The organism is Umezakia ovalisporum Ak1311 (assembly GCF_029891685.1).
GTDB classification, from domain to species: domain Bacteria; phylum Cyanobacteriota; class Cyanobacteriia; order Cyanobacteriales; family Nostocaceae; genus Umezakia; species Umezakia ovalisporum.
The window spans coordinates 16,841-29,622 of record NZ_JANQDJ010000028.1; the positions used below are offsets into that span (position 1 = coordinate 16,841).

Genomic DNA, 12,782 nt, shown 5'->3' on the forward strand with positions numbered 1-12,782 from the left:
AATTAGGTGTATTGAGCAAAATCTGTGGTCGCCAATTTGTTTAGTTAGACAGTATATAATTTCCCAGCAATAATTACTATACAGAGGTCCCATATTGATTTGATTGGTGTTGACTTCACTTCATAGAAGTTTACAAATAAGGGACATTTGAGACGACAGAAACCTAAATACCCTGCTAAGATGCCATTGGTATATAAGCAATAGAGAGATTTCGTAAATCCAAATTTTTATAAGTGCCCATTAAATTGTTTAAAGTTATGTAGCCTTTTGATTACGGACTATAAGCTACTGCTGTAAACTATGCTTTGATATATGATTCTTTTGCAGAAAAGAACACTGGAAAGGAGCCTTTTTAATGTCTCATACCGTAAAAATCTACGATACCTGCATTGGCTGCACCCAGTGCGTCCGGGCTTGCCCCACAGACGTGTTGGAAATGGTACCTTGGGATGGCTGTAAAGCTTCTCAAATTGCCTCTTCACCCCGCACCGAAGACTGCGTAGGATGTAAGCGTTGTGAAACTGCTTGTCCTACTGACTTTTTAAGCATCCGAGTTTATCTAGGTGCTGAAACAACTCGCAGCATGGGTCTAGCTTATTAGGGAGTTTATTGCCAATTCCTGATTTGGTTGACATTGAGTGATTCCATAGCAAGGTGCTTTAGGATGGTGGGGTGGGTACTGCTCACCCTACTAAATTTTTCTCTCAGTCCAACTAAACACCTGACATTTTCCTTGGCAAGGAAAATGTCAAAGCTGAAAAATCAACACCATATCTGGTAGCATAGAGAGCTAATTCCGCCTTGTTTATTTGGACAAAATGGTGCTTTTATGTTACCAACTAGATTAAATTAAATCATATTCAAATCAGAGTGGCGTAGGTAATGTGTGGAATCGTTGGTTATATAGGCACTCAAGCGGCAACAGATATTTTAGTGGCTGGGCTAGAAAAACTCGAATATCGCGGTTATGACTCCGCCGGCATAGCCACGGTTTGGGAAGATGAAGTACATTGTGTTCGGGCTAAAGGGAAACTAAATAACCTGCGTTCTAAACTAGAACAAACAGTGACTCCTGCCCAAATTGGTATTGGCCACACTCGCTGGGCAACTCATGGTAAGCCGGAGGAATATAATGCCCATCCCCACATGGATATGGCCATGCGGGTGGCGGTGGTACAAAATGGCATTGTGGAAAACTACCGGGATCTGCGTGAAGAACTCAAACAAAAGGGCCACCAATTCGTTTCTGAAACCGACACTGAAGTAATTCCCCACCTCATAGCTGAATTCTTAAACAATCCTCCAGCCCCCCATGTCCCCACTTCCCCTTCTCGTTTTTTAGAGGCGATTCGTCAATCTGTTAACCATCTTCAGGGAGCATTTGCCATCGCAGCCATATCTGCTGATTACCCAGATGAATTGATTGTTGTCCGTCAACAAGCTCCTCTGGTAATTGGCTTTGGCCAAGGTGAGTTCTTTTGCGCTTCCGACACACCAGCAATTGTAACTCATACTCGTGCAGTTTTGCCGCTGGAAAATGGTGAAATTGCCCGGATGACACCATTAGGTGTGGAAATCTATAACTTTGCTGGTGAAAGGTTGAAAAAACAACCACGAATGCTGAATTTGAATCCCACCATGGTAGAAAAGCAGGGATTCAAACACTTCATGCTTAAAGAAATTTATGAGCAGCCAGGAGTAGTAAGAGCCAGTTTAGCAGCTTACTTTGATACTGAGAGTAATTCTGCTGAATCTCCTTCACCAATTAACCTCGGTTTGTCTACTGAATTTTACGCAGATTTAGAACAAATAAACATTGTTGCCTGTGGTACGAGTTGGCACGCGGCATTAATAGGAAAATATTTAATTGAGCAAATAGCTGGAATTTCTACTCAAGTACATTATGCTTCTGAGTATCGCTATGCACCCTCGCCCTTAACGGCAAATACACTAATTATTGGTGTTACCCAATCAGGAGAAACTGCTGATACTTTAGCGGCTTTAGGGATGGAAAAAGAACGTCGCCAAGGGAAGGAACTTAAGTATCGAGCGCGACTTTTAGGTATTACCAATCGCCCAGAAAGTAGTTTGGGGTTAATGGTTCCCCATATTATCAACACTTTAGCCGGAATTGAAATTGGTGTAGCAGCTACGAAAACTTTTACAGCTCAACTTATGGCATTTTACGCTTTGGCGTTAGATTTAGCTGCTCGTCGTCAGACAGTTGCGCTAGGGAAAATAGCGGAGATTATTAACGGGTTGCGGCAAATTCCTCAAGAAATTGAAACGGCTTTACAAACTCAGGAAAGTTTAACGGAACATTTAGCACATGATTTTGCAGAAACCAAAGATTTTATCTTTTTAGGTAGGGGAATTAATTTTCCCATTGCCTTAGAAGGAGCTTTAAAATTAAAGGAAATCAGCTACATTCACGCTGAAGGTTATCCGGCGGGGGAAATGAAACATGGACCCATTGCTTTATTAGAAGCGAAAGTTCCAGTGGTGGCCATCGCGGTTCCTGGTGGTGTATACGAAAAAGTGATTTCCAATGCTCAAGAAGCCAAAGCCAGAGATTCTCGGTTAATTGGTGTAACTCCCTTCAATGATGGCGAAGCTGGGGAAATATTCAACGATTTGCTCCCGGTTTCCCAAGTGGATGAGTTGCTATCGCCTATTCTCACTGTGATTCCTTTGCAACTATTGGCTTATCACATAGCAGCCCGTCGCGGTTTGGATGTTGACCAGCCTCGTAACTTGGCGAAAAGTGTTACGGTTGAGTAATTTTATACCTTGGTACAGAAATTTTTGTAGTAAGATAAAACAGTTTAACAAAGGGCGATGCCATTACCTTTGTCCGGTGGCCATGGCTTTTTTTATTTCAGAGTTTATTTTGGCTATTACGGTAGCCAATAAAAAGCCAATAAAGTACATATAAGCTATAAGCAAAACTTTATTGACTCATTTCCACGGTACTTAGAAAATTTTTTAAATAAATATCGGAAACAACATCTCAAGGCTGCTTCAACACTGATGAAATGTGATGGTGAGTGGAGGGTAGTGTAGGAATAAGACCTGGGATAGCCCAAGTGCTGGGTTGTCAGTTTACTTGCCAAAATGTTGTTTTTTGGTTGAAATTAGCATAGCTTAACAACAACCTTAAACTTTGGCTACAGCCTAGAAGGCTGTGAAAGCTTCACCAAGTTGGCAAAAGTCTTGGTGTTGTAGAAACTATTTATTAAGATTGTGGTGAATGCCTAGATATTTACAGTATTGTTGCTGTAGTATGGTCTTTGGCCAGTAAGTATTCTTACAAAGTTAATAATAACTTTTTGTTTTGCGGATATCTCTAAAGATTCTTGAAAGACTACACTAGCCTATTTCAGAATCAGTATAAGGATTTTCGTTTTTTTTAATGTCCAGTTTTCTACCCCCTGAAATTAAGATGAAACTAATCAAAAAATCTGAAAAACTTCTCCTAGATAAAATCAAGCTCATGGAGGAAGCAGAAGAAAAAGGTGTTCCACTGGATAGTGTGATTCCCCCAGAACCCATAGTTGAAGAATATCAAGAATATATAATAGAGGATAGGGAAGTTAATTATATTCCTTTACGTACTCATCCCATAGTTCAATCTGTGGGTAACTCAGGTTGGCAAGTTTCGGATATTTGGAAGGATGTAAGAGTAGATAATTTCTCCGGTTGATAGAAGTAGTCACAGTATTCAATCTTGTTAACCCTGGGGAGTAGAAGTCCCAGAACTACACAAACCAAACTGTCCTGGGCGGAACTTGAGTTTTCGCTTTTTCCGCCGAGGCTGAACCTTGGGGAATTTACGTTGATTTTTCTCAAGCAATTTTTTTATCTATTTTCACACAGACATGATGGGTAATCCGGATCAAAGCTTTAAGTATTTTGTAGTACAAATAAAATTGTTTAGTAATTTTCTCGGCTTTGATTTTTTTGGTGATATAGTATACAAGGATGGATAAAATAAAAATGCTGTAGCCGTGAAACAAAAGCCAAAACCAAGGATCGCCTTCCTTCGTGAAAAAGCAGGGCTAACCCAGCTTGAGCTATCTCGTCTTGTGGGCGTGACTGAAAGCACTATCCAAAATTGGGAAAGCGGTAGGACTGGGACAGATTATATTGAAAGAATCATTAGGTTTTGCAAAGTCTTGAATTGCCAAGTAGAAGACCTAATTGAAGATATGAATGAGTCATTAGACAAGCCTGTGGGTAGACTAGGCTCACGTTAGGTAAAATGCACAATTTATTGAGTAGTGGGAAATCAGCCTCAGTGAGGGCTGGCACTTCTGAGACAAAAATTACTCAACAAGGAAAGCCAAGTATAGCTAATTCTCACGGCATTGTGGGCTACAGGTGGCTGTGCTAACAGTGCTAATAAAGTAATTAGTAATTTTTAGCTCCCGAATCAATCAGAATTCCTGGCTATGAGATTATGGTTGCTTTTATTTTGCTTCCATAAAGCATCAACTGTTACAAATTCATAGCCTTGGTGTAGCAATTGGGGAATCAGTGCTTGAATTGTCACAGCAACATATTGTCCACCAAAGGAACCATCATGCAAGACAATTAGTGAACCATTTTGCACTTGTTTAATAACTCGTTGGACTACGGTGGCAACTCCCGGGCTGACCCAATCTTCCGGTACGACACTCCACATTACTGGACGGTAATTCCATTTGAGGAATAGTCGTAAAGTTTGGGGTGTAAATAAACCGTTGGGGGGTCGCACATCTCTAACTTCTTCTGGTGTCAAACCACAAGCATTGTAAATAGCCAGTTGAGTTTTTTCTAAACTATTTTGCAGGTCATTTGGGGAAAGTGTGGGAAAACAGCGATGCTCATAACCATGTAATCCAATCCAGTGTCCGCCATCGCATATAGCTTTGGCAATAGACGGAAAGCGGTTCACACAAGCACCCAAGCAAAAAAAACTGGCTTTGATGTTGTGACGTTCTAATACAGTCAATACTTGGGGTGTGTATTCCGGGTGGGGGCCATCATCAAAAGAGATAGCAATTGCTTTGACATGGGGATTACCACTCCAAAGACAGTTAGGAAAACTGGGTTGGAGAATGTGATAAAGAAAAGGGTATAAGGGCGCTAACTGCATTTTGAGTTTTTTGTAGCTTGTCTTAGTTTAGCGGTTAAAAAAATTAAGATATTTGTGCATTAGTGACTAATTAAATATAAACTTCTATGCGCTTATCTTCACTGGATGTTTTTCGAGGTATTACCATTGCTGCCATGATTCTTGTTAACATGGCGGGAGTTGCAGGTGATGTGTATCCCCCCTTAGCCCATGCTGATTGGCACGGCTGCACACCAACAGACTTAGTGTTTCCTTATTTTTTATTTATTGTTGGTGTAGCAATGTCATTTTCCTTATCAAAGTACACCGAAAAAGCTTACTGGCGTATTTTACCCCGTGCCGCCATACTCTTTTGCTTGGGGTTATTACTCAATGGCTTCTGGAATCAGGGGATTTGGACATTTGATTTAAGCAATATCCGTATTATGGGAGTATTACAGCGTATCAGTATCAGTTACCTGTTTGCTTCCCTTGTAGTCCTTAACCTACCGCGGAAAGGACAATGGATACTAGCAGGTGTATTACTTATCGGCTATTGGCTAACTATGATGTATGTACCAGTTCCGGATTTTGGGGCGGGGGTACTGACACGAGTGGGGAACTTTGGCGCTTACATTGACCGCTTAATTATTCCCCAAGTCCACCTATATGCAGGTGATGGATATCAAAATTTAGGCGATCCAGAGGGATTATTTGGCACTATTCCTGCTATGGTTAGTGTGCTTATTGGATATTTTACGGGGGAATGGATACGTAATCAACCAGTAGAGACACGCACCAGCCTGGGGTTAGCATTATTTGGTATTGGTTGCTTAATTATTGGTTGGGGGTGGGGCTGGGCATTTCCCATTAACAAAAAACTGTGGACAAGTTCCTATGTAATGTTCACCAGTGGTTGGGCTTTAGTATTATTAGCAGCTTGTTACGAACTGATGGAAGTGCGAAAAATCCGACGCTGGAGTAAGCCTTTTGAAACTATGGGCTTAAATGCCATCGCTTTATTCATTGCATCCGTTTTGTTAATTAAAATCCTAGTTAAAACCAAAATTGGCACAGGAGAAACTGCTCTCACCACCTACAACTGGATTTATCAAAACATCTTTGCATCTTGGGCGGGTAATCTCAACGGTTCACTATTATTTGCCCTAGTCACCCTTTTATTTTGGTTAGCAATTGCTGACCTGATGTATCATCAACGTTGGTTTCTCAAAATTTAACTGTGAACTTCTGGGCTTCCCCATGAAATTCTTTTCTTCAGATTGCAGGTAAATGAGCTACGTGGATCAACAATCAAACTCTTGTAGTGCGGGCACACTACGGCTACAGGACGCAAGCCATGGGATGCGCTCAGTACAAGTATTGCCCGCTAAGGGTGTAATTCACTCAAATCAAGTGTGCTGTAATGCCAATGTCAAAGCCCCATAAAGAATACCTATGTCAATACTTCCACTTTTTCAGCGGCCTTAACTTGATCAAGAATTGTCCACAACTCTTGCAACATTGGTTCTAACCCAGTGCGGGTAACTGCTGAAATCAAAAAAACCGGAGATAGACAAAGGTGATTTAGTTGAGTAGCCAATGCTTCTAAATCTACTGTTTCTCTATCAACTGCATCAATCTTGTTCAAGGCTAAAATTTGCGGACGCTTTGCTAAACCTCGTCCGTAGGCTTGTAACTCTTGCTGAATTATTTTGTAGTCACGAATCACATCTTCGCTGGTGGCATCAATTAAGTGTAGCAGAACTTTTGTGCGTTCAATGTGGCGCAAAAAATCGTATCCCAAACCTGCACCTTGGGAAGCACCTGCAATCAAACCGGGAATATCGGCGAAAACAGTACCATCACCAGTGGGTTTTCTGACTACACCCAAATTGGGAATAAGAGTTGTAAAGGGGTAGTCAGCAATTTTGGGACATGCAGCTGATAGAGAAGAAATTAGTGTAGATTTACCAGCATTTGGTAAGCCAATAATACCTACTTCTGCCAAAAGTTTCAACTCTAGGCGCAGTACCTTCATTTCGCCAGGTAGTCCAGGTAAAGCATATTCTGGGGCGCGGTTACGGTTACTCAAAAAATGCTGATTTCCTAGTCCACCTTTTCCACCTTCAGCAACTAGAAAACGTTGTCCAGGGTCAATTAAATCACACAGTAAAGCACTTGTACTGCCATCATAAACAGAAGTACCAGAGGGAACTTCAATGATAAAATCCTTACCATTAGCTCCAGTGCGATTGTTTGGCCCACCACGTCCACCATCATCCGCTTTAAAATGATGCTTGTATTTGAAGTCCAGTAAAGTTTGTAGGTTTGTATCAACAACAAAAATTACTGAACCGCCTTTTCCTCCGTTCCCACCAGAGGGGCCGCCTGCTGGTACGTATTTTTCACGTCGAAAAGCCACGATACCATCGCCACCTTTACCAGCTTCAACTTCGATTACTGCTTGGTCAATAAATTGCATAACTTAGCCATTAGTCATTGGTTATTGGTCATTGGTCTTTGGGAAGGATACCAATTGATTTCAGATATGGAAGCATTTTTAAGACAATTGATCAACGAGTAATTCCTGAAACCTCCTACTTGACATATCCTACTAATCACCAATGACCAATGACTAAATATATGCTGAAATATCCTCACCACATTCATCTGCTAAATAGGAGAGGGCGCGAAAACGTAAACCCACTAGTTGCTCATACAATGGGTTGAGTTGACACAATGGGGGTATATGAACAATTTTGTGTCCAAATAAAGTTATATCCCGCTCAAAGGGACACTGAGAGGGAATCATTTTGCACAAAAAACGGGCAACCGTGGGGTCTTGGATTTCTAGTTTGTCTAGCCAGTCAGCCAGGGAAAAAAGCGCATCTTGTGGAGGTGCTGTGGGTGTAGATACTTGTCCCTCATGTTCTAGGGTATGACGTAAGGAGTCTATAATATCTTTTGGCTGTTCCAAGGCTTCGCACAACTGATGAAGAACTTGATCTTCTTGGGGGGAATATGTACCATTAGCGATGGCCACCATCACTGCTGTGCGAGTAAAATTTTCGGCTGCTCGTGTTCTTTTACCCAACTTTGCAGCCAATTCTTCTGGTTGAATTACTGCTAGTGAATTCAACGAAATCCCTGGAGCTATATCATTCTGGGTAAGAGTGGTAATTAATTGCTTTTCTTCAGGGTCAAAGTTACCATCTGCCCAGGCAATTGTCAGCAGTCCACGTAACCAAGCGGTTATTTCTTCCCTGCTATAAGGAGATTTCGTAACACTTGTCATAGTTACGCCTCAATATTTCCTTGCTTAACATTAAGCCACTTTATATCATTATACACACTGAATACAGAACTTGTAAGTACTATAGCCTCCTGAGAGTTTCAACGAAGTAGTTGAGAATCTGAATAAATTATATCTAAAAATAATCTTGAGAATTTTTATAGTTAAACTAAAAAAGAACGCGTGAGTTGGTGGAATGGATTTGTTGGTTAAAAAATTTCAACTTAGCCGTAAATAGGGTCAAAACCATGTTAGTTTAGCTCCTCTGGAAAAGCAGCACAATTAAAGCAGCATCAATCCAAACTGACTGATTCTCAGTGAACACAAATTTTTCGTGGAATTGGCTACAAATTTGATAAATTAATTAATGCAAAACTATCTCATTTGTAGCCCTACTTGAACTCAATAACCATTTTTGTCGCTAATTATACATGAAGTTTTATTTTGGCATTGAACATGAAGTCGCTTTCCTCAACCAGGAAGGAAAATTTGCTGATTTTTCCCAAACTAAATTTGCTAACTTTGAACAAATTGTGGAGGAATTGCCCACATACCCCAAGGATTGTTCGCAATTGCGCGTTGGAGATGCGGGTATTAGGCAAAAGAGGTGGTACATTGAGGGATTTGAAAGATTTGCTGATTCTGACAAGGTAATTGGCTGTGTACCTAAAGGTATTGAAATTAGAACCACTATTCACTCTGATATTCAAGGAGCTTTAACTGAATTGTCAGAAAGTTTCCAGTTACTGCGTGAAGTGGCCACTAGCTACGGTTTTTCACCTGTTTTAACTAGTTTTAACCCCTATAAGACTGTGTTTGACCCTGAACCTCCTTTAAACAATTATGAACTCAAACAGTTACAGGCTTATCCTGATGAACACACCGCGAATATTTACATGGTGACTTATGGTCCAGATTTAAATATTTCGGTGGCAGATTTACCAATTGAAAATTTGATTGATATTGGCAAGAAATTAACTTATTACAGTCCCTATATCGTTCCTTTTAGTTATAGTTCTCCTTTTTACAATGGGGGATTATGGGATGGTTTTTCAGTACGAACTTTTGTCAGAACTGGAATAAGAGCAGCTGCTTTAGTATTTGTGGAGAAACAAGAACAGTTAATTAATAGTGTACCTTCATTAACAAAAATTGCCCGGATTCCCTCTGAAGTCGGACGCATTGAATTTAAAGCTTGTGATAGTTGCGATAATTTTTCTATTTATGGGGCTTTATTGGCATTATTGAAAGGTTTGATATTAGATAAAACCTTACTAGGTAGGGCAATTACACCTAACGCTACTTTACACCAAATTTCTGCAAAAGAAGGCTTTGATAATGCAGATATTTTTTCTAATGCTGCAAAAATTTTACAAGTAGCTGAAGTTGCCTTGGGTGATGATTCAGATGTGCATTTATTAACCCCATTAAAAGAGATACTGGCACAGCGAAAAACTAAGTCCCATCAACTCATAGAGGCTTATGAACGTTTAGGTTCAATAGAAGAAGCACTGCAACAAACTTACCAGGGATAGTAATGAACTATTTTAGTTTAGAGTTTGTTTTATCTTCCTGACTTGGGGGAATTTTTTCAATGGGAATTAATGCTTCAATTACGGCTTTAACAATCGGTGCGGCGACGGTGGAACCGTAAGCATTTGCACCTTTTGGCTCATCCGCTACTGCAAAAACTACATAGCGGGGAGATTCCACTGGCAAAATACTCACGAAGCTAGTGATACGGGCATTTGGGATGTAACCCCCATTAGCACTAGCTTTTTGAGATGTGCCTGTTTTACCACCAATACGATAACCTGGAATTTCTGCCGCCTTACCTGTGCCTTCTGACACAACAGTTTCCATCATTTCTACCACTGTTTGGGTTGTGGCTGGTGAGAAAATCTGGCGCGGTGCAGGAAGATTGGGGGAATAATGCATCTGACCTTTACTATCCACCAACCCTTGGACTACATGGGGTGTGACTAATTTACCACCATTGGCTAGAGCACCGTGCATTTGTACTAACTGTAACGGTGTTAAAGAAAAGCCTTGCCCAAAGGATGTAGTTGCTGCTTCAATAGCTGAACCGATAAATTCTTTTTCACCTTTGAGCTGTCCACGAACTTCAAAAGGCAAATCTGTCTCAAGGGTTTGTCCTAATCCCAAACGTTCCAGCCAGTTGTAATAGGCTGAAGGCTTCATGCGTTCAATTATTCGCACCATACCAATGTTGCTAGAAGTTTGCAGTATTTTGGCAATGTTAATTTTTCCATGGCTATTGTGACCAGCATTTCGGATGGTGTGCTGACCTATCTGAATAAAACCGGGGTCATTAAAGAAATCATCTGCTTTAATTACATTATTCTCTAGGGCGATGGCTACATTCAAGGGTTTAAAAGTTGATCCCGGCTCATAAAGATCAGTCACAGTCCAGTTTTTGAACAGTGCAAGGTCGGCTTTTGAGTATTCATTAGGGTTATAGGTGGGATAAGAAGTTAGAGCTAGTAAAGAACCATCTGAAGCATCCATGACAATTACCGCTCCACGTTTGGCTTTAAACTTCTCTATTTGTTCTTGTAAAGCAGTACGGGCGACCCTTTGCAAACGGCTATCAATAGTTAGTTGCAGTTGCAGGTCATCAAAATTTAAAAATCCTTCCGGTGCATGATTTGGTAGTAGTCTCCCATTACCCGCACGACTCATGCGGACTGTCTGTACAGAACGTTCTAATAAATTCTCTTGACTGTATTCCACACCAGCCTGACCTTGACGGTCAATATTTACATAACCCACTACGTCTGCAACTAAATTGTTTTGTGGGTAGTATCGGGAGTATTTTTGAATTAATTCAAGGCCATTTAAGCGTAATGATTTCACACGGTCAGCATTTACTTCCGGGAGGGTAGAAGCAAGTGTAATGCCACTGTTTTGGCGGGTAAAAATTTTCACTAACTCACCGGGAGTTTTATCCAATATGGGAGCTAGCCGTTCTGCGATTTGTTGATTAGACTGACTAAATAGCTTGGGATGGGCATATAAGGTATACACGGGGCGGTCAATGGCTAACACATTTTTACTGCGGTCTATAACTAAACGACGGGGAACAAAAGGTCGTAAGTTCACCATTTGCTGATTGCGTGCCTTTTGGGTTAGTTTTGTTCCCTGGATGATTTGTAATTTATATAAATTGATAGCCAATCCCAACCCTGCGGTCATTAGTATACCCCAAACCACGAATAGTCGGGATCTTGTATTTGGTATTTGGTCTGGAGCCTGAGAGGTAAACCTGTGCATAAACTTTAGAATACAAGACTTCCTTAGCCTTTTAAATGTTGGATGGGGAAAATTTCTGAATTTCAATTTAACCGGAAATTTCTGCATTGACCTGCTCAGTATGAGTTATCAGTTATCAAAAGAAGTGGGAGTTACCCAATTTTATAGTGCCTGAAGTGGATGACTTGAGACGAGGTTTTAAATCCTCAACTCCAACTTTGATAACTGTTGACTGTTTTAATATCCTAGTGGTGAAGGAGTGTTTTGTAGCTTTTCCAAACTTGATGGTGTACCAGAGGGTTTGGTATGGGAACTATGAGATGGAGATGGTGTGGGCAAAAAAATTGTTCTTGCTGGCGTGGGTGAAACTAGCTTAAGTGTTTCCTTTTCAGCTTCCTCAGCCATTTTGTTCTTGAGGCTGGCGTTGGTTGTGGTTAACTGCCGTTCATGGAGTTGTAGGTTTTGCAATCTGTTATATCCTTGACTCCACAGCTCTTGAGAATATACTGTCCAACCATAAACAAATAGAGTAGCTGTCACTAATAAAAAAGCTACAACTGAGGAATAACGATGTGAGGTGTACAACCGTAGTAACCACAAGGGTGCTGCTCCTGAACCAGGCATTACGGGTAGGTGCACGAAAGCTGACTTCTGATTTTTTTGCTTTGTTGTCTTTGAATGATTTTTGGGCTGGGATATTGGTTTTTTAACCACCTCTGGCAATGTATTAGTGGCAGAAACCGATAAATTTTTTGCAGAATGCCGTTGTCTTTTTGCGGATACTGGTAAAACTTCATCTGCAAGTTTAGATGTACTCCCAACAGTTGATTTCACAGAGGTGGAGCGCTCCTTTCTTGCAGATGGGGTAGAATTTCGCCGGAACCAAGTACCTGTTGTGGAAACGGCTGATTTACGAAGGACAACCATAAATGTTTTGAGATTGAAAATACTGTGTTTTAGAAGGTTTGCCTGTTTTGGCTATGGCATTAAGTGAGTATTGTAATACTTATAACCAGTAAACAGGAATATTGCATTTAAAGTATGGCAAGAGGAGGCCGCAAAGGGCAAGACCCGAAGAAGATTAACAACCTTTAATGTAATGTTTTGGTTAGCTACTAAGTT

10 protein-coding genes and 1 pseudogene are annotated in these 12,782 nt (G+C 40.7%); 6 read left to right on the forward strand and 5 right to left on the reverse strand.

Annotation, left to right across the window (positions count from 1 at the left end):
* Positions 1-355 precede the first annotated feature (355 nt).
* The 4 genes and pseudogenes from psaC to NWP25_RS04315 all read left to right on the forward strand — a co-directional run bounded on the left by psaC (position 356) and on the right by NWP25_RS04315 (position 4,393).
* Entirely contained in the window at positions 356-601 is a 246-nt protein-coding gene (psaC, locus tag NWP25_RS04300) for a photosystem I iron-sulfur center protein PsaC (RefSeq protein ID WP_015215228.1), read from the forward strand.
* A gap of 281 nt (positions 602-882) precedes the next feature.
* Positions 883-2,781: a glutamine--fructose-6-phosphate transaminase (isomerizing) gene (gene glmS, locus NWP25_RS04305; RefSeq protein ID WP_280650868.1), complete on the forward strand. Its 1,899-nt coding sequence runs from the start codon at positions 883-885 to the stop codon at positions 2,779-2,781.
* A 661-nt stretch (positions 2,782-3,442) separates the two neighbouring features.
* Entirely contained in the window at positions 3,443-3,703 is a 261-nt protein-coding gene (locus tag NWP25_RS04310; RefSeq protein WP_280650869.1) for a hypothetical protein, read from the forward strand.
* Positions 3,704-4,007: 304 nt separating this feature from the next.
* Positions 4,008-4,393, forward strand: a pseudogene (locus NWP25_RS04315) (helix-turn-helix transcriptional regulator).
* 39 nt (positions 4,394-4,432) lie between these two features.
* Here NWP25_RS04315 and NWP25_RS04320 read toward each other — a convergent pair.
* Positions 4,433-5,137, reverse strand: a complete 705-nt coding sequence (locus NWP25_RS04320) for a polysaccharide deacetylase family protein (RefSeq protein WP_280686780.1) — start codon at positions 5,135-5,137, stop codon at positions 4,433-4,435.
* Between the two features lie 86 nt (positions 5,138-5,223).
* Here NWP25_RS04320 and NWP25_RS04325 point away from each other — a divergent pair, with 86 nt between their 5' ends.
* Positions 5,224-6,333 carry an acyltransferase family protein gene (locus tag NWP25_RS04325; protein ID WP_280650871.1) on the forward strand — a complete coding sequence of 370 codons (1,110 nt, stop codon included), beginning with the start codon at positions 5,224-5,226 and terminating at the stop codon, positions 6,331-6,333.
* A 215-nt stretch (positions 6,334-6,548) separates the two neighbouring features.
* Here the strand turns inward: NWP25_RS04325 and obgE are convergent, their stop codons facing one another.
* Positions 6,549-7,577 carry a GTPase ObgE gene (gene obgE / locus NWP25_RS04330; protein ID WP_280650872.1) on the reverse strand — a complete coding sequence of 343 codons (1,029 nt, stop codon included), beginning with the start codon at positions 7,575-7,577 and terminating at the stop codon, positions 6,549-6,551.
* A gap of 153 nt (positions 7,578-7,730) precedes the next feature.
* A complete protein-coding gene (locus tag NWP25_RS04335; RefSeq protein WP_280656737.1) occupies positions 7,731-8,390 on the reverse strand; it encodes a Mo-dependent nitrogenase C-terminal domain-containing protein in 660 nt (219 codons plus the stop codon).
* A 428-nt stretch (positions 8,391-8,818) separates the two neighbouring features.
* On the opposite strand from NWP25_RS04335, the gene NWP25_RS04340 reads away from it, so the two are divergent.
* Positions 8,819-9,922: a glutamate--cysteine ligase gene (locus NWP25_RS04340; protein ID WP_280650874.1), complete on the forward strand. Its 1,104-nt coding sequence runs from the start codon at positions 8,819-8,821 to the stop codon at positions 9,920-9,922.
* Between the two features lie 7 nt (positions 9,923-9,929).
* Here NWP25_RS04340 and NWP25_RS04345 read toward each other — a convergent pair whose 3' ends face one another.
* Positions 9,930-11,768 (reverse strand): peptidoglycan D,D-transpeptidase FtsI family protein, encoded by a 1,839-nt coding sequence (locus NWP25_RS04345; RefSeq protein WP_280656741.1) that lies wholly within the window; start codon positions 11,766-11,768, stop codon positions 9,930-9,932.
* 129 nt (positions 11,769-11,897) lie between these two features.
* Positions 11,898-12,587 carry a hypothetical protein gene (locus tag NWP25_RS04350; RefSeq protein WP_280650876.1) on the reverse strand — a complete coding sequence of 230 codons (690 nt, stop codon included), beginning with the start codon at positions 12,585-12,587 and terminating at the stop codon, positions 11,898-11,900.
* Positions 12,588-12,782 lie beyond the last annotated feature (195 nt).

Bases quoted from the DNA above. Each gene is read 5' to 3' on its own strand.
- NWP25_RS04340 (WP_280650874.1), top strand. From the start codon at position 8,819: ATGAAGTTTTATTTTGGCATTGAACATGAAGTCGCTTTCCTCAACCAG.
- glmS (WP_280650868.1), top strand. From the start codon at position 883: ATGTGTGGAATCGTTGGTTATATAGGCACTCAAGCGGCAACAGATATT.
- NWP25_RS04345 (WP_280656741.1), bottom strand. From the start codon at position 11,768: ATGCAGAAATTTCCGGTTAAATTGAAATTCAGAAATTTTCCCCATCCA.
- obgE (WP_280650872.1), bottom strand. From the start codon at position 7,577: ATGCAATTTATTGACCAAGCAGTAATCGAAGTTGAAGCTGGTAAAGGT.
- psaC (WP_015215228.1), top strand. From the start codon at position 356: ATGTCTCATACCGTAAAAATCTACGATACCTGCATTGGCTGCACCCAG.
- NWP25_RS04310 (WP_280650869.1), top strand. From the start codon at position 3,443: ATGAAACTAATCAAAAAATCTGAAAAACTTCTCCTAGATAAAATCAAG.
- NWP25_RS04320 (WP_280686780.1), bottom strand. From the start codon at position 5,137: ATGCAGTTAGCGCCCTTATACCCTTTTCTTTATCACATTCTCCAACCC.
- NWP25_RS04325 (WP_280650871.1), top strand. From the start codon at position 5,224: ATGCGCTTATCTTCACTGGATGTTTTTCGAGGTATTACCATTGCTGCC.
- NWP25_RS04350 (WP_280650876.1), bottom strand. From the start codon at position 12,587: ATGGTTGTCCTTCGTAAATCAGCCGTTTCCACAACAGGTACTTGGTTC.
- NWP25_RS04335 (WP_280656737.1), bottom strand. From the start codon at position 8,390: ATGACAAGTGTTACGAAATCTCCTTATAGCAGGGAAGAAATAACCGCT.